Origin of the sequence: Streptomyces sp. HB132 (genome assembly GCF_016909575.1) — a bacterium.
GTDB lineage: Bacteria > Actinomycetota > Actinomycetes > Streptomycetales > Streptomycetaceae > Streptomyces.
The window spans coordinates 167,321-192,663 of record NZ_JAFBGA010000007.1; the positions used below are offsets into that span (position 1 = coordinate 167,321).

General features: G+C 70.5%; 18 protein-coding genes and 1 pseudogene. 13 read left to right on the forward strand and 6 right to left on the reverse strand.

The features are described 5' to 3' along the window. Positions 1-708 precede the first annotated feature (708 nt). The 4 genes from JOC24_RS33310 (at position 709) to JOC24_RS17790 (ending at position 6,415) form a co-directional block, all read left to right on the forward strand. Positions 709-1,335, forward strand: coding sequence for a hypothetical protein (locus tag JOC24_RS33310; protein WP_239580601.1), 627 nt, complete (start codon positions 709-711; stop codon positions 1,333-1,335). Continuing rightward, positions 1,328-2,428, forward strand: coding sequence for an SRPBCC family protein (locus JOC24_RS17780; protein ID WP_307792717.1), 1,101 nt, complete (start codon positions 1,328-1,330; stop codon positions 2,426-2,428). Before JOC24_RS33310 ends, JOC24_RS17780 begins: the two co-directional genes overlap by 8 nt. 175 nt (positions 2,429-2,603) lie before the next feature. Continuing rightward, on the forward strand, positions 2,604-2,759 hold the full coding sequence (locus JOC24_RS17785) for a hypothetical protein (RefSeq protein WP_205021302.1): 156 nt from the start codon (positions 2,604-2,606) through the stop codon (positions 2,757-2,759). 587 nt (positions 2,760-3,346) lie between these two features. Further along, positions 3,347-6,415: an endo-alpha-N-acetylgalactosaminidase family protein gene (locus tag JOC24_RS17790; RefSeq protein WP_205021303.1), complete on the forward strand. Its 3,069-nt coding sequence runs from the start codon at positions 3,347-3,349 to the stop codon at positions 6,413-6,415. Positions 6,416-6,496: 81 nt separating this feature from the next. Here the strand turns inward: JOC24_RS17790 and JOC24_RS17795 are convergent, their stop codons facing one another. Further along, entirely contained in the window at positions 6,497-8,266 is a 1,770-nt protein-coding gene (locus JOC24_RS17795) for a glycoside hydrolase family 35 protein (RefSeq protein ID WP_205021304.1), read from the reverse strand. 129 nt (positions 8,267-8,395) lie between these two features. Here JOC24_RS17795 and JOC24_RS17800 point away from each other — a divergent pair, with 129 nt between their 5' ends. After that, positions 8,396-9,292 (forward strand): helix-turn-helix domain-containing protein, encoded by an 897-nt coding sequence (locus tag JOC24_RS17800; RefSeq protein ID WP_205021305.1) that lies wholly within the window; start codon positions 8,396-8,398, stop codon positions 9,290-9,292. Here the strand turns inward: JOC24_RS17800 and JOC24_RS17805 are convergent. Then, positions 9,232-12,606, reverse strand: coding sequence for a BTAD domain-containing putative transcriptional regulator (locus JOC24_RS17805; protein WP_205021306.1), 3,375 nt, complete (start codon positions 12,604-12,606; stop codon positions 9,232-9,234). The two genes, JOC24_RS17800 and JOC24_RS17805, sit on opposite strands and share 61 nt — an antisense overlap. Before the next feature lie 253 nt (positions 12,607-12,859). Here JOC24_RS17805 and JOC24_RS17810 point away from each other — a divergent pair, with 253 nt between their 5' ends. From JOC24_RS17810 to JOC24_RS17820, 4 genes and pseudogenes are all read left to right on the forward strand, one after another. Further along, positions 12,860-14,122 carry an MFS transporter gene (locus JOC24_RS17810; protein ID WP_205021307.1) on the forward strand — a complete coding sequence of 421 codons (1,263 nt, stop codon included), beginning with the start codon at positions 12,860-12,862 and terminating at the stop codon, positions 14,120-14,122. Between the two features lie 234 nt (positions 14,123-14,356). Continuing rightward, a complete protein-coding gene (locus tag JOC24_RS17815) occupies positions 14,357-14,506 on the forward strand; it encodes a hypothetical protein (protein WP_205021534.1) in 150 nt (49 codons plus the stop codon). Beyond that, a pseudogene (locus tag JOC24_RS33315) lies at positions 14,485-14,681 on the forward strand (FMNH2-dependent monooxygenase); the annotation flags it as partial. The gene JOC24_RS17815 and the pseudogene JOC24_RS33315, both read left to right, overlap by 22 nt. Positions 14,682-15,087: 406 nt before the next feature. Continuing rightward, positions 15,088-17,148 carry a phosphocholine-specific phospholipase C gene (locus JOC24_RS17820; protein ID WP_205021308.1) on the forward strand — a complete coding sequence of 687 codons (2,061 nt, stop codon included), beginning with the start codon at positions 15,088-15,090 and terminating at the stop codon, positions 17,146-17,148. Between the two features lie 45 nt (positions 17,149-17,193). On the opposite strand, the gene JOC24_RS17825 is transcribed toward JOC24_RS17820, so the two are convergent. The 4 genes from JOC24_RS17825 to JOC24_RS17840 form a co-directional block, all read right to left on the reverse strand. After that, the gene (locus JOC24_RS17825) at positions 17,194-18,432 is read right to left on the reverse strand and encodes a cytochrome P450 (protein WP_307792718.1); all 1,239 of its coding nucleotides are present in this window, start codon (positions 18,430-18,432) and stop codon (positions 17,194-17,196) included. 231 nt (positions 18,433-18,663) lie between these two features. Beyond that, complete coding sequence (locus JOC24_RS17830) at positions 18,664-19,860, reverse strand: NAD(P)/FAD-dependent oxidoreductase (RefSeq protein ID WP_205021309.1); 1,197 nt, start codon at positions 19,858-19,860, stop codon at positions 18,664-18,666. Continuing rightward, positions 19,857-20,057 carry a ferredoxin gene (locus JOC24_RS17835; RefSeq protein ID WP_205021310.1) on the reverse strand — a complete coding sequence of 67 codons (201 nt, stop codon included), beginning with the start codon at positions 20,055-20,057 and terminating at the stop codon, positions 19,857-19,859. The genes JOC24_RS17830 and JOC24_RS17835 overlap by 4 nt, the downstream gene beginning before the upstream one ends. Positions 20,058-20,106: 49 nt before the next feature. Beyond that, entirely contained in the window at positions 20,107-20,703 is a 597-nt protein-coding gene (locus JOC24_RS17840; protein WP_205021515.1) for a TetR/AcrR family transcriptional regulator, read from the reverse strand. A gap of 380 nt (positions 20,704-21,083) precedes the next feature. On the opposite strand from JOC24_RS17840, the gene JOC24_RS17845 reads away from it, so the two are divergent. The 4 genes from JOC24_RS17845 (at position 21,084) to JOC24_RS17860 (ending at position 25,337) form a co-directional block, all read left to right on the forward strand. Beyond that, on the forward strand, positions 21,084-21,743 hold the full coding sequence (locus JOC24_RS17845) for a TetR/AcrR family transcriptional regulator (RefSeq protein ID WP_239580602.1): 660 nt from the start codon (positions 21,084-21,086) through the stop codon (positions 21,741-21,743). Positions 21,744-21,818: 75 nt separating this feature from the next. After that, entirely contained in the window at positions 21,819-23,723 is a 1,905-nt protein-coding gene (locus JOC24_RS17850; protein ID WP_205021311.1) for a S9 family peptidase, read from the forward strand. Between the two features lie 119 nt (positions 23,724-23,842). Next, entirely contained in the window at positions 23,843-24,562 is a 720-nt protein-coding gene (locus tag JOC24_RS17855; protein ID WP_205021312.1) for a DUF3159 domain-containing protein, read from the forward strand. Between the two features lie 124 nt (positions 24,563-24,686). Then, positions 24,687-25,337 (forward strand): GOLPH3/VPS74 family protein, encoded by a 651-nt coding sequence (locus JOC24_RS17860; RefSeq protein WP_205021313.1) that lies wholly within the window; start codon positions 24,687-24,689, stop codon positions 25,335-25,337. Positions 25,338-25,343 lie beyond the last annotated feature (6 nt).

Below are 25,343 nucleotides of genomic sequence, written 5' to 3' on the forward strand. Positions count from 1 at the left end.
ACGGCGTGTCTTTCGCGGCGGCTGCTGGAGGCGTATCGCGGGTAGCAGCGGGCGTCGAATACGAGCCGGGGGCGGGCACGGGCAGATTCCGCGGAGCGACCGGACGTCCCCCTGGTGGCTGCGGACGCCGCACATCGGCGTTCGCGGCTTCTTCCGGTTGCGCCGACATGCGGAGCCGGATGTTCTCGGCCCTTTCGACCCACGAAGCGCGGCCGCTGTCGAGCGGAGCCCGACCCGGTGTACTGAACGCACGTTCTCACTTCTGTGACATGTCTCATGGATCTGTCCGAGGTATTTCGACTCTCTGATCCGTCTGGCCCAGGGTGAGGGCGGCGTGGTGAATTCTCGGGGCGATAGAACTCCTACGTGGTCCGGCTTGTTTTCCCTCACTCATGTGTGCACCAATGGGCCGGGCGTCCCCGAAGACGCGAGGGCGAAGTCAATCCAGTGACTCGCGAAGAGATCTGACACCCAGCAAGAAATGCAGACCTCCTGCCCGTGATCCGACGCGGCGGTGCGGTGCTGACGCTCCTGTGCGAATCTCCCTCACCGGTATCTGGATTCTGTATGCCGATTCGCTGAGGGGTAGTCAAAGGGCCCCCAATTCCTTTGTTGCGGAATCCTCGAGCGGATCGGAGGTCCTGACGGCGGGCTCGGGCAGCGCGCACCACACCACGTGACAACGACCGACACCGAGGTGAAGACAGCATGATGACCAACAGCGGGACAGCCACAGCGCTCGTGGGCGGGTACCTCCTCGGGCGCACGAAGAAGGCCAAGGTTGCCATCGGGCTGGGAATGTTCCTGGCCGGCAAGAAGCTGAGTCCGGACCCCAGGCAACTGGGGCGGCTCGTTGCTGGGAGTCCGCTCCTGAGCGGACTCACCGACCAGGTCCGGACAGAGCTGTTCGAGGCCACGAAGGCGGCGGCCGGTTCGGCGCTGACCAGCCGCATGAACCGCCTCTCCGAATCGCTCGGCGAGAGGGTGCGGGGGCTGGACGCACCGCCGACGGACGAGGCCGCGCACGACGGGACCGCGCACGCGGAGGCGCATTCCGACGGGCCGGGGCAGGACGAACCGCGCGAGCGAAGGCCGCGCAGCCGCCCCAGGACGACCGCAGCCAGGACGAGCGATGCGGTGACCACTGCTACGGGCCCGGCCGAGCGGCGCACCCCGACGACTCGCGGCAACGATGACGGCTCCCGCACGAGCGGCCCCCGGGGCCGCGGTGCGGCGCCGAAGACGCAGGCCGAGGCCGGCCCTACAGGTAAGAAGGCCGCGACGGCCAAGGCTCCGCGCTCCGCGCGCAAGAACCAGGAGGACGACCGTGGCTGAATCCACTCTCACCGAGCTCAGGAAGGCCGTGGCCGGCAGCCCCGCGGCCGACCGTCTCAAGGACGAGCTGAAGAACTACCTCGAGACCCGGGCCCAGCACACCGTCTCCCAGCTCGGGCAGAAGCTGGGCGAGGGTGTGACCGCGCTGGGCGAAGGCGGCCAGGGCGGGGGCATGCTCAAGAGCCTCACCAAGGGCGGTCAAGCGCTCGCGGAGGGCAAGTCACCGGCAAGGGCCGCACTCGCCGCAGGCACAGAGAATGTCAAGGACAAGATCAAGGGTGTCTTCGGCGGCGGCGGGAGGAGCGGCGGCGGCAAGTCCAAGTCGGTGCTGATCAGTGAGGACATCGACGTCGGTGTCCCTGTCCGTGAGGCGTACGACCAGTGGACCCAGTTCCAGGAGTTCAGCACGTTCGCCAAGGGCGTCGTCAGCGTCGACAAGACGGACGACACCTCCAGCAACTGGACGGTGAAGGTCGCCAAGTCGACGCGGAGCTGGAAGGCGAACGTCACCGAGCAGGTGCCCGACGAGCGCATCTCCTGGACGACGGAGGGTGCGAAGGGAACGGTGAAGGGCCTCGTCACCTTCCATCGCATCACCGATGACCTGACCCGCGTGCTGCTGGTGATCGAGTACTTCCCTGCGGGCCTCTTCGAGAAGACCGGAAACATCTGGCGGGCCCAGGGGCGGCGAGCGCGACTCGACCTGAAGCTGTACCGCAAGTTCATCATGATGCGCGGTGAGGCGAGCGACGGCTGGCGCGGCGAGATCCGTGACGGGGAAGTCGTCGTCGATCACGACCAGGCCGTGGAGGAGGAGAACCGCGCCGAGGAGGCCTCGGCGGACGAGTCCTCCGGGGCCGAGGACGGTGACGAGGACTTCGAGGCCTCCGGTGACGAGTACGACGAGTACGACGAGTACGACGGGGAGTCCGCGGAGGACGGTGACGAGGACTTCGAGGCCTCCGGCGACGAGTACGGCGAGGAAGACGGGCCGGCGGAGTACGAGGACCGGGAGTACGACTCCCACGAGGGACTGCCTGATGAAGACGAGGAGGAACAAGAGGAAATTATTCCGCGGGGCAGGCGTGCTTAGGCGGCCAGGAGTGGGGCACACGGAGGTGGCACGACAGAAACCCCACAGTCGCCGATGGCACGACAGCCCGGTTTTCACCTGGTACGTGTTGTGCGGGAGGCATACGAGGTGTGGTGTCGGTCAGTCGTGACGAGGGGCCTGTACACATCGAATATTCGTAGAGATCGGAACTGAAATGATTCTCCTTGGCGCTATTCTGCTCATCATCGGCCTGCTGGTCGGAGTCTCCCTGCTGACGACGATCGGTGGCATTCTCGTCGTGGTCGGAGCGGTTCTGTGGCTTCTCGGCGCGACTGGCCGCAAGGTCGGCGGGCGCAAGCACTACTTCTAGCATTACCGCGGCCGGACGGCTCGTGGACGGGAACGTCTGCACCGTCGGCTACGCCCCGGGCGTGCGGGGGAGGCACGCTCTCCGAAGGTCACGCGGTCGCCGGTTCCGCTCGGTGTGAATCCCCGTGCGAACGGCCGGACCGTACGTCCGCGTGATCGGGCGGTGCAGATTTCCGCCGACCGTGGACTCGACTGCGGCAGGCGCCGCCGCCTCCGGCGGCAGCGCCCCCGCAAGTCCTCCACACCCTTTTTCGCGTAGCCGACCGGCCGGCGGATGCCGACTGCACCCGCTACCCGGAGGGCCGGCGTGACGACGGGCCCGCCCCGGCCGAGGCCGTGGGCGGGCCCGTCGTCACGCGGGTGGACGACCGGCGACACCCATCAGCCGTGTGGAAGGCCCTGCTCGCCCTGCCGGCCACGAGCCGCTCAGCTGACCGGGAGCCGAAGTCCGGCCCACGATCGAACCTCTCGGTGCGACGACGGGTGCTTATTTAGTCCAACACCCGCCCCTCCTTTGTCCATGGGCGTGCTCACCCCGAGCGGCGCATCTTGGCGTGCACAGATGCCGTCAAGCTCAGGAGAGCGCGCATGCACGCACAGGAGCCCGGACCGCGGCGCAGGACCGTGGTGGCCGCCACCGCACTGGCGGGAGCGGGACTGGCCCTCGGCGGACCCGGCGCCGCGCTCGCGGTGCAGCGGGAGACCGTGCTGCGCTCCCGCGAACTGGAGGTACGCGTCGACCCCGACTTCCCGCGCGTCGTCTCGTACACCGAACGGACCGGCGGGGCCGTACTGCACGGGCAGGAGGAGCCCGTCACCTCCGTGCTGATCGACGGGACCGCCCGTACCCCGCGGGTGGCCTCACGCTCGGGCCACGACAGGGCGTCGTACACCCTCGCTTTCGACGGCGGTACCGAGATCCGGGTCGAGATCCGAGTCGCCGGCCTCAAGGTCGACTGGCGGGTCACCGGCATCACCGACACACCGGCCCTGCGCGTCGGCACGTTCGAGATCCCGTCGCTCGCGTTCCTCTCCGTGCGCAGCGACCAGCCGGGCGCCGCTGTCCTCGCCGCACGTGTCCAGCTCGACAAGGCCACGAGCGGCGACACCCTGATCGAGCTCACGCCAGGAACCGCGCCCGACGCCGCGCCGACGGGCTGCGCGTACGCCGTCGTCGCCCACGACCGGCTCGGCGGCGCCGTGGAGACCAACACGACGTACGACAAGCCCGGCAGTGTGCCGGGCGCCACCTGGGAGAACGGGCGGTTGTGGCGACAGACCGTCAGGAAGGACGGTTATGTCAAGGCACAGCTCGTCTGCGGGCAGTGGACGCACCGTGCGGCGACCGCACCCCTGAACGCCACCGAACCGCTGCCGTACGCCACTGTGATCATCACCGGTGACCGCAACGGCGACGGGGTGGTGGACTGGCAGGACGCCGCCATCGCCTTCCGCGACATCATGGTCGACCCGCTGGGCGCCGACGAGCAGCACCTGCGGGTCGTCCCGCACATCCCGTTCAACTTCGCCAGCCAGGCCACCAACCCGTTCCTCGTGACGCTCGACAACGTCAAGCGCATCTCTCTCGCGACGGACGGACTGCGCCAGTACACGCTCCTCAAGGGCTACCAGTCGGAGGGCCACGACTCCGCCCACCCCGACTACGCGGGCAACCACAACGAGCGCGCGGGCGGCCTCGACGACCTCAACACGCTCGTGCGCGAGGGACGCAGGTGGGGAAGCGATTTCGGTGTCCACGTGAACGCCACCGAGTCGTACCCCGTCGCGAACGCGTTCTCCGAGAAGCTCGTCGACAAGAGCGACGAGCAGTGGGACTGGCTCGACCAGAGCTACCGCATCGACCAGCGGCGCGATCTCGTCTCAGGCGACATCATCAAGCGTTTCCAGGACCTCAGGGACGAGACCGACCCCGCCCTGAACATGCTGTACATCGACGTGTTCCGTGAGTCCGGCTGGACCTCCGACCGCCTCCAGCGTGCCCTGCGCGAACAGGGCTGGCAGGTCACCACCGAATGGGGCCACGGCCTCGAGCGCTCCTCCGTCTGGTCCCACTGGGCCACCGAGACCGACTACGGCGGCGACTCGTCCCGGGGCATCAACTCCCGGCTGATCCGCTTCATCCGCAACCACCAGAAGGACGTCTTCGCCGACAAGTGGCCCACGCTCCTCGGCATCCCGCGCACCGGCAACTTCGAGGGCTGGGTCAACAAGACCGACTGGAACACCTTCTACCAGCAGATCTGGACCGACAGCCTGCCCGCCAAGTACCTCCAGGCCTACCCGGTCAGGACCTGGGGCGCCCACGCGATCACGTTCTTCGGCCCGACGAAGACGTCCGTGGAAGACACCGACGGCACCCGTCGCATCACCACCGACGGCCGTGTCGTGTACGAAGGGGGAAGTTATCTGCTGCCCTGGGAGCCGCGCGAAGCCACCGACCCGCACCGGCTCTACCACTACAACCCGGCAGGAGGCAGCAGCACCTGGCGACTGCCGCGCGGCTGGGCCGGCCGGTCGGAGGTCGCCCTGTACCGACTCACCGACCAGGGACGCGCGTACGCAGGTGCGTTGCCCGTCCGCTCCGGCCGCGTCACCATCGACGCCGAGGCGAACCAGCCGTACGTCGTCCACCGCACCCGGATGCCGGCGAACCCGGACCCGGAGTGGGGTCAGGGGACGCCGCTCCGCGACCCGGGCTTCAACTCCGGTTCCCTGGAGGGCTGGGACGTGAGCGGCTCGGCGTCGGTCGAGCTCAGCGCCCTCGGCGACTACGAACTCGTCATCGGTGCCGGCCCGGCCGCGACCGTCGGCCGGCGGCTCGTACGCCTCGCGCCGGGCACCTACGCCGCGTCCGTACAGGTGGAGGTGGGGGAGAGGGCCGGGGAGCGGCGACGAGCCGCGCTGACCGTGCGCACCGCCGACGGAACCGTCACCGAGAACTGGACGCACTCCTCCACCGCCGTCAACCTCGTCGCGGCGGACCGCAAGCACGACACCCGCTTCCAGCGCATGTTCACGTACTTCAGCGTGCCGGACGGCGGAGGCCCGGTGGACCTCATCCTGCGCACCGGGGAAGGGAGCGCCAGGGTCCGCTTCGACAACGTGCGGATCGTCGCCGCGCGGCGCACCACCAGGGCCGGAGCCGTGGCCTTCGAGGACTTCCAGCACGTGCCCCAGGGCTGGGGCGTCTTCGTCAAGGGTGACGCGGGCGGCTCGACGGACCCGCGTACCCACATCGCCCAGCGGCACGACCCGTTCACCCGGCGCGGCTGGAACGGCAAGGCCATCGATGACGTCGTCGACGGGACCCAGTCGCTCAAGTCGCGTGGCGAGAACGAGGGCCTGGTCCACCGCACCGTGCAGCACACCGTCCGCTTCGAGGCCGGCAAGCGCTACCGGGTGACCTTCCGGTACGAGAACGAGAAGGCAGGACAGTACGCCTGGATCACCGGGGTCGACACGCCGGCCTCCCGCGAACTCGACCGCAGGGACCTTCCCGTCGCCACCTCGCCGACCGTGCTGAGTTACGAGTTCACCGCACCGCCGGAAGGTGAGACCTGGGTCGGCCTGCGCAAGACAGGCGACGACGCGACCGCGGAGTTCGTCCTCGACTCCTTCGAGGTGCGCGAGGCGTGACGGGCAGGTGGGGACGAGCCACGGGGTGGGCGAGGTGGGCAGGTCCTGTGCCGGTCTCCTCGTCCACCCCGTGCGCGCCCCTCAGCCGAGGGTCAGCAGACGGTCGCCCGAGTGCTCCAGCTCCAGGACCCACACCTCGTTCGCACCCTCACGGAGCAAGGGCCCGGGAACGTACAGGGACTGCTGGGGTCCCACGTTCCAATAGCGTCCCAGGCAGACGCCGTTCACCCACACGAAGCCGCGTTCCCACCCCGGCAGAGCGAGCGCGGCGTCACCCGCGCCGCACACGTCGAAGGCTCCCCGGAAGAGACCTGCCGCGCCCGTTTCCGGAGAGCGGAACGGAACCTCTCCCAGCGCGTCCGCGCCCTCGAAGGCGTCCAGGGCCAGCCCACGCGCCCGTACGCCGTGCAGGTACTGCCGCTCGTGCAGGACGCCCCCCGTGATCCCCTTCGGCTCGGCGAGACGCGGCCCGTAGTTGATCCGCCCCAACGACTCCACCCACAGCTCCACCGACGCCGGACCGGAGACCGGCTCTTCCAGCCCGGTGTACGAACAGGCCTCGGCCGGGCCGCCGCCCAGCACCCCCGCCCGGGCGCCGTCGACGTACACCACCGCCCGGTCCCGCAGCCCTGTCACACCCAGCGGATACGGCCGGCGTGACCCCGGCACGTCCACCCGGTAGCGGACCAGCCCCCGGTCCACCCCCAGCTCCTCGAAGGTCGGCGGCATCACCCACTCGGCCTCCGGGCCGCCGAGCTTGTCCATGACGTCACTCAGAGGTGCCCAGTCCACGAGCTCCGCGCACACCGGACCGGTCAGGGCGGCCGGCGGAGCCGGCACGTCGGGGAGTGGGACACCCTTCTCCCGATGAAGGGCGAGGATGTCCCTGAACAGCCAGAACTTCTCCGTGGGACGGCCGTACTCGTCGATGGGGGCGTCGTAGTCGTAGGACGTCACGGTCGGCTGGAGCTCCCCGCCGTGCAGTTCCCCGGCACGGTTCGCCCCCGACCAGCCGCCGAAGTTCGTTCCGCCGTGCGCCATGTAGATGTTGACGGACGCGCCGCACCGAAGGATCTCCTCCAACGCCGAAGCCGCGTCGGCGGGATCCCGTACCACCGGCTCCGCACCCCAGTGACCGAACCATCCGCACCAGAACTCCATGCACATCAGCGGCCCGTCAGGACGGTGCCGCCGCAGTGTCGCGAAACCCTCCCGCGCACCCGAACCGAAGTTCGCCGTCGCCAGGACCCCCGGCACCGAACCACCGGTCAGCATGTGGTCCTCCGGCCCGTCGGACGTGAACAGCGGCACCGTCACACCGAGCTCGCGCAAGATTTCCGCGAGGCGGACCAGATACACTTGGTCGGAGCCGTAACTGCCGTACTCGTTCTCGACCTGCACCATGATCACGGGCCCGCCGCGGTCGATCTGTCGCCGCACCACCTGCGGCAGCAGCCGCCGGAACCACCGCTCCACCTGCCCCAGGAACTCCGGATCGCGGGTCCGCACCCGAGTGCCCAGCGGCCCCGTCAGCCAGTGCGGCAGGCCGCCGTTCTCCCACTCGGCACAGATGTACGGCCCCGGCCGTACGATCGCCCACAGCCCCGCCGCCTCCGCAGCGTCCAGGAACCGCCCCAGCGCCTCCACGTCGCGACCGCGCCCCTGCCGCGGCTCGTGGAGGTTCCACGGGACGTACGTCTCCACGCAGTTCAGGCCCATGGCACGCAGCATCGCCAGCCGGTGCCCCCACTGGCCCTCGTGCACCCGGAAGTAGTGCAGAGCACCCGACAACAGCCGTACGGGCCGCCCGTCCAGCTCGAAATCCGCCTCACCCACCGTGAAATCAGCCACGGTCCCCACCTCTCGTTCCGCCACCACCCCACCTCACCCCCTGGCGGCGGAGCCGTCCATGGACAAAGATCAGCGCTGTTTGGACACAACGGAACGCCGGCGAACCGGTGCGGGGAGGACACGGACCGGATGTACCACACCTGGATGCGCTATTTCACGCCCGGTCCCGCCCACCGGAAGCTGGGCCTGGTCTGCCTCGGAGTCGGCCTCCAGCACGGCACGCTGCCCCCGGTCGGACCCCGCACCCTCGACCACCACGTCGCGGTCGTCATCAGCGCGGGCAACGGCTGGTACCGCTGTCCCGACGGCAGGGACACCCCCGTGGCCGCCCCCGCACTGATCTGGCTCGTGCCGGGCATCCCGCATCACTACGGTCCCGACCCCGACACCGGGTGGGACGAGAGCTTCGTCGACTTCAGCGGCCCGGCCACCGCCCCGTACACCGAGCTCGGCTACATCGAACCCGACCGCCCGGTCGTCCCCCTGGCCGGCACCGCGACCGTCCGCGCCGCGGTGAGCCGCATCACGCGTGCGGCCCGTCACGGCAACCCCCTCCTGGAAGTGGAGACGGGTGCCGCCGTGCACGAACTGCTCGTCGCCCTGCGCCGCGCCCGGGCCGATGTCGGAGCCGACGGGGACCCCGTACTGAACGCCCTCGCCCGCGACGCCTTCCAGCCCCTGTCCGTCGCCGAACACGCCTCCCGTCACGGGATGACCCCCGCCGAGCTGCGCACCGCCGTACGACGGGGCGCCGGATGCAGCCCCAAGGCCTACCTCCTCGGTATTCGCCTCGGCCGCGCCAAGGAACTCCTCGCCGCCACCGAGCTCCCCGTCGCCGCCGTGGCGCGCCGCGTCGGCTACGACGACCCCGCCTACTTCTCCCGCCTCTTCACCCGCCGCGTCGGGATGGCCCCGGTCCGCTTCCGGGAGCAGCAGGGCCGCGCGGTCCCCGGTGGCTGGAGCCATCAGATCCCGGACCCCGAGCACCCTCCGACCATCTCCACCCCATCGACGCGAGCCCTCTGACCACGGTCTCCGAGGCCGGCGCGGCGGGCCGCCTCCTCGATGGTCAGCCGGCTGCCGCGGTCGAACGCCTCCGCGAACTCGGAGGCACCCAGGGCGGCCCGCGCCGAAGCGGTGATGCGGTCGACATCGGCGCGTTCGGCGGGTGGCATCGGCGCCCCGGCCCCGCGGCGTGCGGCCGCCGCCGCACCCAGCAGGACGGCAGCGGTGGTGGCGGTCGGCCCGTCGCGGTGGAGGGCCGCCGCACCTGCGAGGCCTTCCAGGGAGAGCGCGAGGGCACGGGGCTCGGCGAGGACGCGGGCGATCCCCAGCCCCTCCGAGTGGTGGGCCGCCGCACCGCTCGCGTCGCCGCGGAGCTCGGCGACGAAGCCGAGCTCGGCCAGGAGCAGGTGGTCGCCCGCCGGCGACGACACATCGGCGTGACCGTCGCGGAGGCGCAGCAGGTACGCCTCGGCCCCGTCGAGGTCGCCTGAACGGCGCGCGCCGAGGGCGAGGCCCATCCCGGCGTGGATCTCTCCGTACTTGTAGCCCTGCCCGACCGCGATGCGACGCGCCTGTTCGTGCAGGTCACGGGCGCGGTCCCAATCATGGGCGAGCAACGCGAGGCGGCCGAGTCCGGAGAGACGCGCGGACACCTCCGCCTCCAGCCCCAGCTCCCGCGCCATCCGGAGCCCCTCGTGCTGGCGGCGCTCCGCGTCCCCGTGGGCGCCCTTGATCTCGGCGAGCGCGGCGAGCGGGGAGACTGTCTGCAACTCGCCCCAGCCGTCACCCAGTTCGCGGAAGAGCAGGGCGCTTCTCACCCCGTCACGGCCGAGAGCCGCGAGGTCTCCGGACACCAGCGCGAGCGTCGCGCGCAGGCCGAGGGCGGCCGCGGTGCCCCACGAATCCTGTGCCGTGGTGAACAGGGTGAGCGCACGGGTGTTCAGCTCACCGGCCCCGTCCACGTCACCCGCGCTGAACAGGCCGTACGCGCAGAGCCACAAAGCACGCGCGCGCCGTACGGGATCGGGAACAGCGTCGCGGGTGGGGTCGCCCTCCCCTGCTGTGCGACTGATCGCCGTGAGGGCGACCGCTGCGCGATCTCCGGTGAGCAGTGCGAAAGCACCTTCCAACAAGACGAGTTCGTCAGGTGGGGAGGGGTCCGAACACGCGGCCAGCACTGATCTCGAACTGCGGCGGGCCTCGGTGAGGCGGCCACGCAGGAGCCACCACCAGGCCAGAGCGGTGACCAGCCGGACCGCCTCCTCCGGTTCGCCCGCGCCCGCGCGGCGCACCGCCTCGTCGAGCGCCGTACGCAGATTCCCCGCCTCGGCGTCCAGCCGGGCCAGCCAGGACCGCTGGTCGGCGCCGCGCAACCGCGGCTCGGCGTGTTCGGCGAAGGCCCGGTAATGGCGCAGGTGACGGTCCCGTACGGCGAGGAAGCCCTCCCGCTCACGCAGCCGCTCGGTCGCGTACGCGGCGACGGACTCCAGGAGGCGGTAGCGGGGGCCGTGGGGCCCGTCCACCACGACCACCATAGACCGGTCCACCAGCCGGGTCAGGAGGTCGAGCACCTCCTCCCGGGGCACATCGTCCCCCGCGCAGACCGCCTCGGCGCCGTCCAGGTCGCAGCCGTCGCTGTGCGCGGCGAGGCGGCACAGGACGATGCGCTCGGATGTGCCGAGCAGCTCCCAGCTCCAGTCGATCACGGCTCGCAGCGTCTGCTGACGCGCGGGCGCGCCGCGCTGCCCGAAGGTCAGCAGTCGGAAGCGGTCGTGGAGCCGGGCGGCCAACCCCCGCACCCCCAAGGCCCGTACGCGGGTGGCGGCGAGCTCCAGGGCGAGCGGAATGCCGTCGAGGCGGCGGCAGATCTCGGCGACGGCCCGACGCTCGGGCTCGTCCGGATCGCACGGGAAGCCGGGGGCAGCGGCGGCCGCGCGCTCCATGAACATCCGGACGGCGTCGGCGGGCCGCAGGGGCTCGACGAGGAACACCGCCTCGCCCGCGAGACGGAGCGGCTGCTGACCGGTGGCCAGGACGCGTAGTCCGGGGGCGGTGCGCAGGAGCAGCTCGGCGAGTTCGGCGGCGGCGTCGACGACGTGCTCGCAGTTGTCCAGCACGAGCAGGGTGCGACGGTCGCGCAGGACGGCGGCGAGGCGGTGCGGCAGCGAGGGAGCGGAGGAAACCGTGCCTGGCAGCGGGCGAGGCGCGTGATCCCGGATGCCGAGAGTGGCGGCGACGACCTGAGCCAGGTCCGCGGGGGAGCCCCTGCGGATGCCGGAGAGCTCGACGAGCCACGTCCCGTCACCCGGCTCACCGGCCTGCGCGCCGTCCCGCTCGGCGGTGGCCGCCGCCACGGCCAGCCGGGTCTTGCCGACGCCGCCGGGACCGGTGAGGGTCACCAGCCGCTTCTCCGAGAGGAGCCGGGAGAGCCGGTCGAGGGCCTGACGGCGGCCGATGAGGGGGGTAAGGGGGACGGGGAGGTTCGAAGGGGTACCCGGCCCGGCCGCATCACCGGCGCCCCTGGCGGCCGTGGTGGCCACGGTGCTCGCCGTACCCACTGCGGGTACGAGGGACACTCCCGGCGTCCCGGCAGCCCCCGAGCTCAGCTCCGGATCCTGCCGGAGCACCGCCGCGTGCAGGGCGGCCAGTTCGGGGCTGGGATCGACCCCCAGCTCCCCGACGAGCCGCGACCTCAGATCGTCGTACGACGCCAGCGCCTCGTTCTGACGTCCCGCCGCGTACAGGGCCCTCATCTGGACCGCGCGCAGACGCTCCCGCAGCGGGTGGCGCGCCACCAGGTCGGCGAGCTCCCCGGTGAGGAGAGCGTGGTCCCGCGCCTCCAGGCGTGCCTCCGCCTGCTCCTCCAACACGGACAGCCGCTGCTCCGCGAGGCGTTGCACGGCCCCCCGTACGAACCCGAGGTCCGCGAAGTCCGCGTACGCGTGCCCCCGCCACAGGTCCAGTGCCTCGGTGAGCAGCGCGGCCCGTGCGCGTGGGTCCCGGACGGGGCGGGCCTCGGTCACCAGGGCGCGGAACCGTACGGCGTCCACCTCGTCGGCGCCGTCGAGTCGCAGCAGGTAGCCCGGGGGCCGTCGAACCACCCGGTCCCGGCCGATGACCCGACGCAGCTGGGACACCTTGGCCTGCAAGGCGGCCCGGGGCTTGCCCGGAGGCATGTCGCCCCACAGATCGTGGATCAGCCGGTCGGCGGAGACCGGCCCCTCGTCGTTCGCGAGGAGGTCCGCCAGCAAGGCCCGGACCTTGGCCTCGGGAACTCCCGCCTCGCGCCCCTCGCCGTCCCACACCACCAGTGGCCCGAGCACCCCAAACCGCATGGGAACCAACGTACATGTGCGGGCTTCCGGCAGCGCCGGCCTCACCGCCCCCGCCCGCCCGGTCGTCGGCCGGTCCGAAGGTTTCCGGAGGTTTTCCCGAAGTGCCCCCGTACAGAGTCGTCCCGCGGGCGGCACCGAGCACCGGCGAGGAACGAGCACCCCTGAAGGGAGCGGCACCCAGGACCACGCCCCACCCGTCCCCTCGACGCCCCACCCCTTCCTTTTTCCTTCCGCAAGACCTGGAGCAGACCCCATGAGCACCGAACCCGACACGGCGCCCGCCGCTGCGGCGGCACCTGACCCGCAGAGCGGAGACGAGGCACGCGAGAGACTTCCGCTGGTCGCTCTGCTCGCCCTGGCCACCGCCGTATTCGTCACCAGCCTCACCGAGACCCTCCCCGCCGGTCTGCTGCCCGCGATGAGCCAGGACCTGCGGGCGAGCGAGTCCGCGACCGGGCAGACCGTCACGGTCTACGCGCTCGGCACCGCCCTGACCGCGATCCCGCTCACAGCGGCCACCGCGGGCCGAGGGCGCAAGGCGCTGCTGCTCACCGCCATGGGCGGCTTCGCCGTCGCCAACACCGTGACGGCGGTGTCATCCGTCTACGAACTGACGATGGTGGCGCGGTTCTTCGCCGGTGTCGCGGCCGGTCTCGCGTGGGCCCTCCTCGCCGGCTACGCGCGGCGTATGGCACCCGCCCGGCTCCAGGGCAAGGCCATGGCCGTCGCCATGGCGGGTATCCCCGTCGCACTCGCCGTCGGCGTGCCCGCCGGTACCTTCCTCGGTGACCGGCTCGGCTGGCGGGCGGCGTTCCTGTCGATGACGGCGCTCACACTGCTGCTCCTGGTGTGGATCGTCGCGGCCGTACCGGACTTTCCCGGGCTGGGGCGTGGCGAGCGGCCGAAGATGCTGCGTACCCTGCGTGTTCCCGGAGTGGCCCCGGTCCTCGCCGTCACGTCCGTCTTCGTTCTGGCCCACACCGTCCTGTACGCGTACATCGCCACGTACCTCGACGACCTGGGTCTGGGCGGCAGCACGGGATCGGTGCTCCTGGTCTTCGGCGCGGCGTCACTGGCGAGCATCTGGATCGTCGGCGCGCTCATCAACCGCCGGCTGCGCGGCCTCACCGTCGTCGGCGCCCTGCTGGTCGCACTTGCCGCCGCGCTCCTCGCCCTCCTCTCGGACACCACCGCACTGGTCCACGTCGCCGCGGTCCTGTGGGGTCTGGGATGGGGCGGCGTGCCCACACTGCTCCAGACCGCGGTCGGTGACGCCGGCGGCGAATCCGCCGACTCGGCGCAGGCGATGCTCGTCACGCTCTGGAACCTCGCGATGGCGGGTGGAGGCATCACCGGAGGCATCCTGCTCGACGTGGTCGGCAGCGAGTCGTTCCCCTGGACGGTTCTCCTGCTCCTGCTGCCGGTGATCGCGGTCGTCCTGTACGCCCGTCAGGCGGGCTTCCCTCCCCGGCGGCCGGTGGCTCAGACCCAGGCGGCAGGCGTGGACCCCACGTGACACCTCGCAGGCGCGGCGACCGGAGGGCCGTGGTTTTGGGGGTCCCCGCTCGTGTGCGCCGTCTCGCCCCCGGGCCGCCGCACACGTTGTCGCAGATCATTCGCCAGGGCGTGAACACCACATGAAGCAAGGCCGGTCGCCCTGTCCGGAGGCGGACCCACCCGTGTGCACGCTCTGAGAGGCACCACGCAATCACCCGTCCCGCTGCCGGACTTCGCAGGAGGAGACCGCACCGTGCCCACGACCCGAAAGAAGCAAGTGCACCTCGCAGTGCAGCTGCCCGGCATCAACAACGTGATCGTCTGGTCGGACCCACGCTCCGGGAGCCAGATCTCCATCGACTCCTTCACCCGGCTCGCGCAGACCGGCGCTCCGTCGGCCTGAACGGCTTCCGCCTGCGTCCCGGCGCCCTGCCGCACGATCTGACGGCGATCACCCGGGGACTCGTCCCGGAGCTGCAACGGCGGGGGGGCCCTTCCGAACGGAATACGAACACACCACACTCCGCAGTCACTTGCATCTTCCGCGCCCCGCCGGGCGCTTCATGAAGGCGGGTTGACGGGACCCGGAGGAGAGCAGCCCGATCCCGGGGCGGACACCGTGTGACGGCCCCCGGGCAGTCTTCCGTCGTCACGCGGATCCCGGTGCGAACCCCCAAGCAACAGGGCAGTGCGAGCAGCCTAGTTGATGGCCCGTCGGTTCATCGACCGACCTGCCTCCCGCCCGGCCGCCGGGTCACCGGTGGATCGATGCGGTGAGGCGTGGTGGGCGGGATGGGGGTGGGCCATGGACGCCATCGCGTGTACCCTCCCACCAGCCGTCGGCGTGGGCAGGTCCGTGGCGCTGGGGAGGGCTTGCGTTCTCCAGGTGTACGGCGTGGTGTCACGAACCCACCCCCGTCCGGTACCCCGGGACCGCTGTCCTTGGGGCGCCCCTGACACCCCACATCCCAGAGGTCGTCACCCATGACAGAGCTCGACCGCCGCAGGTTCCTGCAGATCGCCGGAGGCACCGCCGCCTTCACGATGCTGAACGAGAGCATCGCGAGGGCCGCCGCCATTCCGGCGCAGGGCAGCACGGGAACGATCCAGGACATCGAGCACATCGTCGTCCTGATGCAGGAGAACCGTTCCTTCGACCACTACTTCGGGGCGATGAAGGGGGTGCGAGGCCTCGGGGATCCCCGCCCGGTGCTCCATGACAACGGAAGGTCCGTCTTCCACCAGTCCGACGGGACGAAGGACGTACTCCCCTTCAACCCTCAGGTGGACGACCTCGGGATGCGGTTCCTCGAAGGGCTGGACCACGACTGGGCCGGCGGACACCGGGCCTACAACAACGGCAAGTACGACAAGTGGGTACCGGCCAAGACCCCCACGACCATGTCGCACATGACACGGAACGACATACCGTTCCACTACGCACTCGCCGACGCCTTCACCGTGTGCGACGCCTACCACTGCTCCTTCATCGGAGCCACCGACCCCAATCGCTACTACCTCTGGTCGGGCCACACCGGCAACGACGGGACGGGCGGCGGCCCGGTCCTCGGCAACCAGGAGGCCGGGTACGACTGGAAGACGTACCCCGAGCGGCTGGAGGCGGCCGGGGTCTCCTGGAAGGTCTACCAGGACATCGGCGACGGCCTGAACGCGGCCGGATCCTGGGGCTGGATCAACGACGCCTTCCGCGGCAACTACGGCGACAACTCCCTGCTGTACTTCAACAGCTACCGCGACGCCCAGCCCGGCAGCGCCCTGTACGAGAAGGCCCGCACCGGCACCGACGTCAAGGCGGGCGGCACCTACTTCGACCGGCTGCGCGCGGACGTGACGGGCGGAACCCTCCCGAAGATCTCCTGGATCGCCGCCCCCGAGGCCTTCAGCGAGCACGCGAACTGGCCCACGAACTTCGGCGCCTGGTATATCTCGCAGGTCCTGGACGCGCTGACGGCGAACCCGGCGGTGTGGGCGAAGACCGCCCTGTTGATCACCTACGACGAGAACGACGGTTTCTTCGACCACGTGGTACCGCCGTACCCGCCGGCCTCCTCGGCCTGGGGCCTTTCCACGGCGGACGTGTCGAAGGACCTGTACACGGGCGGCGGGGGTTACGAGGCGGGCGCGTACGGGCTCGGTCCGCGCGTGCCGATGATCGTGGTCTCACCGTGGAGCAAGGGCGGCTACGTCTGCTCCGAGACCTTCGACCACACCTCGGTGATCCGCTTCATGGAGAGGCGCTTCGGGGTGGGGGAGCCCAACATCTCGCCGTGGCGCCGTGCCGTCTGCGGGGACCTGACCTCGGCCTTCGACTTCGCCCGCGCGGACACCGCCCCCGCAGCCCTGCCCTCCACGGCCGGGTACGAGCCGCCGGACAGGAACCGGCACCCCTCCTACCGTCCGACCCCGCCGTCCAAGGGCGCGCTGCCGAGGCAGGAGGCAGGCTCCAAGCCGACGCGAGCCCTCGGCTACCGCCCGTACGTGGACGGCCGGGCCACCGTCTCCACCGGCAAGTTCACCCTGACGTTCTCCGGCGGACCCACCCTGGGCGCCCACTTCCACAGCACCTCGGGGAACCGTACGGACGGCCCCTGGCCCTACACCGTCGAGGCGGGCAAGACCCTAGCGGACACCTGGAGCACCAGTGGTTCCACCGGCAACCGGATCGATCTCACCGTATGGGGCCCGAACGGCTTCCTGAGGACCTGGCGGGGCCCCGCGAAGACCGCCGGCCCCGAGGTCACCGCCCGCCACCTGACAGCAGGCGGCAATCTCGCGCTCAGCATGACCAACTCCTCGCTGCGCGCGGTCAACCTGACGGTGACCAACGCCTACGGCGGTGCGGCCCAGACCTTCAAGGTCAATCCCGGTACGACCGTCTCCCACACGGTCGCCCTGCGTACCACGGCCCGCTGGTACGACGTCGAGGTCGTCTCCGACACCGACGCGACCTTCCTGCGCCGCTTCGCCGGTCACGTGGAGACCGGCGAAGCGGGGGTGTCCGACCCGGCTGTCAGGACGGACTGACACGGCCCCCGCCCACCGGGGGCCGGCCGACCGGTGCGGCGGTGGTCACCAGGTGACCGGCAGGGCGTGGAGGCCGTAGATGAGGGCGTCGTACTTGAAGGGAGTGACGTCGAGGCCGTCGACGGCCCGGAGGGTGGGGACGCGGCGGAAGAGAGTGGGATAGATGACCTGCAGTTCCATGCGGGCCAGTGGCTGGCCGACGCAGTGGTGGCTGCCGGCACCGAACGCCTGGTGCTGACGTGCGTTGCGGGTGATGTCGAGGCGGTCGGGCTCGGGGAAGACCGCAGGGTCGCGGTTGGCGAGCTCGCCGAGCAGGATGACGCCGTCCCCGGCGCGGATGGTGTGGCCGGCGATCTCGATGTCCTCCAGGGCGGTGCGGCGCCGGCCGAGGTGGACGATGGAGAGGTAACGCAGGAGTTCCTCGACGGCGTCACGGACGACGGCGGGGTCGTCCGTGTCGCGGATCAGGGCGAGTTGACCGGGGTGCTGCAGGAGCAGGAGCGTACCCAGGCTGATCATGTTCGCGGTGGTCTCATGTCCGCCCAGGAGGAGGAGCACACCCATCGTGGCGGCCTGGCGGCGGGTGAGTTCGCCGCTCTCGATCCGTGTGCAGAGGCTGGACAGCAGATCGTCGCCGGGCTCGACGAGCTTGCGGCCGACGAGCTCGTCGAGGTAGGTGGCGAGGTTGGTGTGGGCAGCCTGGCGTTCCTGGGGGGTGGCGACCGCCGAGACGATGGCCCTGCTGTTGACCTGGAAGAACTCGTGGTCCTCGTAGGGGACTCCGAGCATCTCGGAGATGACGAGGGAGGGGATCGGCAGCGCGAGTGACTGGACGAGGTCGGCCGGTTTGGGGCCATCGAGCAGGGCGTCGATGAAGTCGTCGGCCATCCTCTGCACGCGGGGGCGCATCGCCTCGACCCGTTTGATGGTGAACGCGCCGCTGACCATGCGGCGCAGCTGCGCGTGCTCGGGGTCGTCCATGCCGACGAAGCTCAGGTCGGCGCTGCCCGTGTGGGCGTGCGCAGGGTCCACGGGGCTGGGGTAGCCCGGCCTGGAGAACTCGACGCTCAGACGCGCATCGGACAGCAGCGCCTTCTGTTCGGCGTGCCCGGTCACGGCCCACGGGGTGCTGCCGCCCCAGGAGCGGACCGGGGTCAGCGGGCCGTACCCGGACAGCGCCCGCATCCCGGGTGAGGGGGCGAAGGGGCACTCCGAGGAGCGCGGCGGGGGGAAGTCGGGTATCTCGGGGGCGCCTGCTTCGGAGGTGGCTGGCGTGCTGGTCACGGTCTTCTCCGGTGGGTGGGGACGCCTCCGCCGTAGTGGGGGGCGGGAGGCGTGCGCGGGTCGGTCAGAGGTGGGCGGGCCGCGGAAGCGTGCGGGCTGAGGCCCTTGTGAGGCCGTCGGCGCCGCGACCGGGTTCAGGCGACGGGCCTCGAGCCCGTCGCCTGGAGCCGGTGCTGTCGATGGCCGGTCCGAGTGGGCGGGGCGTGCAGGGTGCCCGGCGGGAGCGCTCGGTCACCGCGGGGTGGCAGCGGCTGCGGGGGTGTACCTGTCGGTGAGGTGACGACGTTGCAGGCGGGCCTGTTTGGGCATGTTCCAGCCGAGTACGGCGACGGGGCCGCCCTCCCCGTCGTGGTACCGCGCGACGAACCGGCCCTGCTCCGTGCCACCTTCGACGATGTGCACGGTGGACGTCGGTGTGGGCAGCCCGTGCACCTGGATCTTGACGCCGAACTGGTCGGTCCAGAAATAGGGGACGGGGGTGTAAGGACGGTCCTCGCCCAGGATGTTCGCCGCGACCAGCACGGCCTGCTCGGTGGCATTCGTACGGTTCTCGGACCGCAGCGTCCGGTCGAGGGCCTCGTGGTGGAAGCGGGCCACGTCCCCGGCGGCGTAGATCCCGTCGGCGGCGCGGCAGCGCGAGTCGCACACCACGCCGTCCTCCAGTACCAGCCCGCTGCCGGCCAGCCAGTCGGTGGCGGGAGTGCTGCCGACCGCCATGACGACGAGGTCTGCGGGGATGGTCGCGCCGTCCACGGGACGGACACCGGTCACCCGTCCGTCAGCCGTTTCCAGCGCTTCCACCAGGGTGTCCGGGCGCAGTCGTACCCCGCGCTCCGTGTGCAGCGTGGCGAGCAGCTGGGCGACGTCGTGGCCCAACTGCGCCCGCATCGGTGCCGCCTGCGGACCCGTGAGCGTCACGTCGGCGCCCATGAGGCGTGCGGTGGCGGCGGTTTCGGCGCCGAGCACCCCGTCGCCGACGACCACCACCTTCTCGGCCTCCAGCAGTTCCCCGCGGAGCCGGGCGGCGTCGTCGAGGGTCCGCAGCACGTGAACGCCTGCCGTGCCCGACAGACCCGGCAGGCGCCGGGCGCGTAGTCCGGTGGCCAGCACGATGGCCTCTGCTGCCAGCTCCGCCCCGCTCTCGGTGCGCACGGTGCGTGCGGCGGCGTCGAGGGCCAGCGCGCGGTCACCGAGGACCAACTCCGCCTCAAGGGAGTCCAGTACGTCACGGGTACGCAGGTGCGTGCGCTCGGCGTCCCACGTTCCCGCGAGTACCTGCTTGGACAGGGGCGGCCGGTCGTACGGCACGCGGTCCTCGTCGCCGAGCAGCGTGATCCGCCCGCGATAGCCCTTGCGGCGCAGGCTCTCCACGACGGTGAGACCTGCGGCCCCCGCCCCCACGACGAGCACGTCCAACGGGGTGCTCACACGTCCTCATGGAGCTGGATGGCGGCTGCGGGGCAGATGTCGGCGGACTCCCGGACCGTCTCGTGCCGGTCTGCCGGAGGCGCGGCGTCCAGAAGGATGACGATGCCGTCCTCGTCGCGCTGGTCGAACACCTCCGGGGCGATCATGACGCACTGGCCGGCACCGCAGCACTTCTCCTCGTCGACGGTGATCTTCATGGTCTCTCCCTTGTCGTTGTTCCGGATCGATCTTGTTCTCAGGAGGTCCTCAGCGGCCGGTGGTGGGTGCGGCGAGCAGTCCCACCAGCGCGTCCTCCAAGGCGTCGGCGGTGCGCTCCCACGACATGCCTGGATCGGCCGGGTTCTCGGCCAGGGCGAGTTCGCGCTCCGCGCAGGTGTGGGTGATCAGGTGGCGTGCCATGTCCGCGCGTGCGGGGCGGATCTCGGGGGGCACGATGTCGTACAGGCAACGGCCCAGCCCCTGCAGGGTGCGGCGCAGGCTGTCGCGGGTGAGGGCCTCCTCCGCCACCAGCGCCCGCATCAGTGGGTCGGCCATCACCTGCATGGCGAACCGTGCCTGCCAGGAGGGGGCGCCGAGGCCGGCGAGGTGATCGGTCACCGGGCGCAGCAGGCAACGTACCCAGTCCCGCACGTCGGTGCTGTCGCCGACGGCCTCCACGTAGCGTCCGCGGATCACGTCGACGTGCGTGCCGTGTTTGCTCATGATGGCCCGCACGAGAGTCGTCCTGCTGCCGAAGTGGTAGCTGACGGCGGTGTTGTTGCCCTGGCCCGCAGCTTCGCTGATCTGGCGGTTGGAGACGTTCGACAGACCGTGCTCGGCGTAGAGGCGCTCGGCCGCCGCCATGATCGCCTCGCGTGTACCGGCGCCGCGGCCGGTGCGGGGCGGGTCGGCCGGCGGCCGCGTCCGCACCTCCTGGACTTCACCGATGGCTGCCTCCCTGAGTTCGCGCTTTCGATCACTAGACACCACGCCGCCGTTCTAAATCAATCGACTGACTTAATTCCGTGCGCGACTGACCGGAAACGTATCCAGGGCCGCCCGGGCGCCGCGTGACGTCGGTGAACCGGCCCGGAGTCGCACCCGGTTCGCTGCGCCCCCATGCGCGCTCTGTCCCACCCCTGCGGGCTGCTGAATTCTGTGGTGCGGCCGTGCGTGACATTGCAAAGTGTCACTAAGTGACATACTGTCGTTTGAGGACGAGCGGATGAGGGTGGCGAAGCGCCATGGCGACGACGAAGCGCGGTTCAGGTGCGATGAGTGAGCAGCGGCGTACGCGGCTACGGCTGGAGATCTCACGGGGGGCGGCACGCCTGTTCTGGGAGCAGGGCGTGGCTGCCACGAGTGGTGACCAGATCGCCGAAGCCGTGGGCCTCTCCACGCGGTCCATCTGGCGGCACTTCCGCAGCAAGGAGAGCTGTGCCGAGCCGGTCGTCATGCAGGGGGTCGTCACCCTGATGTCGGTGCTGCGCAGCTGGCCCCGGCAGAGTTCCCTCGAGGAGCACCTGGACGCGGAGCTGGTCAGGCTCCGGGACGGGTCGCCGCCCGTCGATCTCGCCGACGAGATGCTCGCGATGAAGATGATCCGGCTCGCCGACACCGAACCGGCCCTGCGGACAGCGTGGCTGATGGCCTGCGACCAGGCCGAGCACCAGATGCGCGAGATCATCGGTGATCGCCTGGGCCTCCCGGCGGACGACCTCACGGTACGACTGCACGCATCAGCCTCCGCGTCGGTCATCCGGGTCCTGGACGAGTACATCGGTGCCGCCGTCCTCGCCGGCGCGGACCTCACGGAGTTCGGCGACATTCCCGCCCTCGCCCGGCGCTACAGCCACGCGATCCGCACAGCCACGAGCGGAGTCGTCGGCGATCCCGTCGCCTGAGGACGTCCAGCCCCGCGGGGGCGCCGACCGAACCGTGAACACGCACACGTGCACGTACACGAATGGAGTTTCCCCATGGCCACGGTCCCGAACGAGGTTCCACACCTCTCCGTCGAGGATTTCTTCGCCCCGCCCGTCCGCATCGGTGCGTCGCTCTCGCCCGACGGTGCCAGGATCGCCTTCCTGGCACCGTGGCGGGACCGCCTCAACGTGTGGGTGCAGGAGACCGGTTCGGACGACGAGGCGCGGTGCGTCACCGCCGACGACAACCGCAGTGTGCACGTCTACCACTGGACGGACGATCCGCGGTGGCTGCTCTACGAGCAGGACGGCGACGGCGACGAGAACTGGCACATCTACCGGGTCGACCTTGAGGACCCCGAGGGCCGGGCCGTCGACCTCACCCCCTTCCCCGGAGCCACAGCCGTCGGATTCGAGATGACGGCCTCCCGCCCGGGCAAGGCGCTCCTGCACCTGAACCACAGGAATCCCGTCGAGTTCGACCTCTACGAAGCCGACATCGCCACGGGTGAGCTGATGATGCTGGCACAGAACCCGGGCCGGATCGCGGGGTTGATGCACACGCCCCGCGGCGACCTGTACGCCCAGATCTGGACCCCGGACGGGGGCATCGAGCTGGTGGAGTGCGACACCGTGACGGGGGAGCGGCGTCCGGTCGCCACGTTCGACGGTGCCGACTACCCCCTGGGTATCGCTCCCTTCCAGCTCACCCCCGACGGCACCGGAGTGTGGGCCGGCTCCAACCGTGACAGCGACACGACCCGCCTGGTCCGGCTCGATCTTGCCACCGGTGAGGAGACCGAGGTCGACAGTCACCCGCACCTCGACCTCGACACCCGTTCCTCCGTCTTCCCCACCCTGCCGTCACCCCTCATCCTGGACCGGGGGACCGGAGAGCTGCTCGGCGTGCGCTATCTCGGCGAGCGACAGGTCCTCCACGCTGTCGACCCTCACTTCGCCACGGTGCTGAAGAACCTGGAGAAGCTGTCCGACGGGGACCTGGCCGCCGTGTCGTCCGACCGCAGCGGAGAGCGCTGGGTCGTGAGTTTCACCCATGACCGCGACCCCGGTGTCACCTACCTCTACGAGCACTCCACGGGGAGGAGCCGCCTGCTCTTCCGGCCGTTCCCGCACCTGGATCCCGCAGCGCTGGCCCCGATGAAGCCCGTCACGATCACCTCGCGCGACGGGCTGGCACTTCCCTCCTACCTGACGCTGCCCGTGGGGGTGGAGCCCACCGGGCTGCCGATGGTGCTCCTGGTCCACGGTGGCCCATGGCACCGCGACAACTGGAAGTTCGACCCCACCGCCCAGTTCCTGGCGAACCGCGGCTACGCGGTGCTCCAGGTCAATTTCCGGGGCTCGACCGGATTCGGCAAGAGCTTCCTCAAGGCGGGCATCGGTGAGCTGGCCGGGAAGATGCACGACGACCTCATCGACGCCGTCGAATGGGCCGTCGACGAGGGCTACGCGGACCGGGACCGCGTAGCGATCTTCGGCGGCTCCTACGGGGGCTACGCCACGCTGGTCGGCGTCAGCTTCACCCCCGACGTCTTCGCCGCCGCCGTCGACTTCTGCGGCATTTCCAACCTGGTCACCTTCCTGCGGACCGTACCGGATTTCGTGAAACCGCAGCTGTTCAACAACTGGTACCTCTATGCGGGGAACCCCGATGACCCCGCGCAGGAGGCGGACCTGTCGGCCCGTTCGCCCATCAGCCGGGTGGACCGGATCCGCACACCTCTGATGGTGGTGCAGGGCGGTAACGACGTTCGCGTCGTCAAGGCCGAGTCCGACCAGATCGTGGAGGCGCTGCGCGCCCGGGGCGTCGAGGTCGAGTACATGGTCAAGGAAAACGAGGGCCACGGCTTCGTGAACCCGGAGAACAACATCGACATGTACCGGATGGCCGACCGCTTCCTCGCCCGCCATCTGATGGGCCGGCCGGACACGGCGTAGCCCTCGGTCACCGGTCCCCCCACTCCGGAGCAGGCCGCCGGAGGTCCGGCCGGCGGCCGTGTAAGCCGGTCAGCACGTGCAGAGAAGTCCCCCACCACTCAGTGAGTTGATTTCACATCATGACTGAACCCGTACGTCCCACCCGCCCGGTCACCGACTCGGCCACCCGCCAGGTCGTCGACCCTGCGGAGCCGCACCCCACCACGACCCCCGAGGCCGGGCAGACTCCGCTGGAGCAAATGGGCGGCGCCGCAGGGCTGGTGTACACGATGTTGCCGATCGTGGCCTTCGTACTCGCCAACGCCTCGCTCGGCCTGATGCCCGCCATCGGCACCGCCGTCGCCGTCGCACTGGCGCTCTCCGCACTGCGGCTGGTGCGAAAGGAGCCGGTCCAGCCGGCTCTCTCCGGTCTGTTCGGCGTCGCGGTCGCCTCGTTCGTCGCCTGGAAGACCGGATCGGCCAAGGGGTTCTTCCTGTTGGGCATCTGGTCGAACCTCCTCCTGGGCGGGGTCTTCCTGCTCTCGGTCCTCGTACGCCGCCCGCTGGCCGGAATAATCTGGGGTGCGCTCAACGGAACGGCCGCCACCTGGTTGAAGGACAAGCCGTCGCGGCGCTACTACGACATCGCGACGCTCGCCCTCACCGGGGTCTTCGCGGCCAGGTTCGTCGTGCAGCAGTGGCTGTACGAGGAGAACGCCACCGGCTGGCTCGCCTTCGCGAAGATCGCGATGGGCTACCCGCTGCTCGCACTGGCCCTCCTGGTGGTCGTATGGGCCGCCCGGAGCTCCGGCCGGCGGCTGAAGGCCCAGGCCACGCATCCGCCCGTCGCAGACGCCTGACCGGTATCAGAGGAGGGGGCTCACCGCCGGACGACGCCGGTTTCGCCGACACGAGCGACCCGAACCGCATGACGCCGTCGCGCGACACGCGCGGCTGCCCCACCGGAATCGCGGAGGACGAGACATGCGACTGACCCTGCCCCAGCAGTGCTACCTGCTCTGTTACACCGTGGACAAGGCCAAGTTCGAACTCACCGACCTGCAGGGACGAGGCCAGTTGCTGCGCGCCGCCGCGCTGACCGAACTGGCCCTCGAGGGACGGCTCAGCACCGAGAGGAGGAAGGTCGCACGACGCACCGCCGAGCCGCCCGGTGATCCCTTTCTCGCGATGGTGTGGCGCGATCTGCCGGAAACCCCGAAGCGCTGGCTGCAGTTCGTCCACAACAAGGCGCATGCGGCCGAGAAGCCCGTCCGTGAGCAACTCGCCGCGGCGGGTGCGATCACCGTCCGGCGCGAGAAGCGTCTGGGAGTGCTTGCCGTCGACCGGGTCGCCGTCAGCGACCCGCAGCCCGTCCTCGACCTGCAGGAGAGGGTGCGCGACGTGGTGCTCGGCGGTCCCGATCCGTCGGCGATCCCCCCGGGCGAGCTGACCATGGCGGTGTTCGCGGCGGAAGTCGAGGTGACCAGCGTGTTCACCGGAAAGGAGCGGCGGATGCACAAGCAGACACTCGCGACGCTCGCCGAGCGCTACGACGCCGCTGTTCCCGGACTGCGCAAGGCGTTGCGCGACTCGTACCTGTCGAGCAGGGCGGTCGGAGGCGGCTGGGGCGCATGAGAGCTC

Excerpts from the sequence above, each read along its gene's own strand:
- JOC24_RS17845 (WP_239580602.1), top strand. The coding sequence starts at position 21,084 with ATGGCGACGACGAAGCGCGGTTCAGGTGCGATGAGTGAGCAGCGGCGT.
- JOC24_RS17790 (WP_205021303.1), top strand. The coding sequence starts at position 3,347 with ATGCACGCACAGGAGCCCGGACCGCGGCGCAGGACCGTGGTGGCCGCC.
- JOC24_RS17850 (WP_205021311.1), top strand. The coding sequence starts at position 21,819 with ATGGCCACGGTCCCGAACGAGGTTCCACACCTCTCCGTCGAGGATTTC.
- JOC24_RS17800 (WP_205021305.1), top strand. The coding sequence starts at position 8,396 with ATGTACCACACCTGGATGCGCTATTTCACGCCCGGTCCCGCCCACCGG.
- JOC24_RS17820 (WP_205021308.1), top strand. The coding sequence starts at position 15,088 with ATGACAGAGCTCGACCGCCGCAGGTTCCTGCAGATCGCCGGAGGCACC.
- JOC24_RS33310 (WP_239580601.1), top strand. The coding sequence starts at position 709 with ATGATGACCAACAGCGGGACAGCCACAGCGCTCGTGGGCGGGTACCTC.
- JOC24_RS17805 (WP_205021306.1), bottom strand. The coding sequence starts at position 12,606 with ATGCGGTTTGGGGTGCTCGGGCCACTGGTGGTGTGGGACGGCGAGGGG.
- JOC24_RS17840 (WP_205021515.1), bottom strand. The coding sequence starts at position 20,703 with ATGGCGGCGGCCGAGCGCCTCTACGCCGAGCACGGTCTGTCGAACGTC.
- JOC24_RS17785 (WP_205021302.1), top strand. The coding sequence starts at position 2,604 with ATGATTCTCCTTGGCGCTATTCTGCTCATCATCGGCCTGCTGGTCGGA.
- JOC24_RS17810 (WP_205021307.1), top strand. The coding sequence starts at position 12,860 with ATGAGCACCGAACCCGACACGGCGCCCGCCGCTGCGGCGGCACCTGAC.
- JOC24_RS17855 (WP_205021312.1), top strand. The coding sequence starts at position 23,843 with ATGACTGAACCCGTACGTCCCACCCGCCCGGTCACCGACTCGGCCACC.
- JOC24_RS17860 (WP_205021313.1), top strand. The coding sequence starts at position 24,687 with ATGCGACTGACCCTGCCCCAGCAGTGCTACCTGCTCTGTTACACCGTG.
- JOC24_RS17835 (WP_205021310.1), bottom strand. The coding sequence starts at position 20,057 with ATGAAGATCACCGTCGACGAGGAGAAGTGCTGCGGTGCCGGCCAGTGC.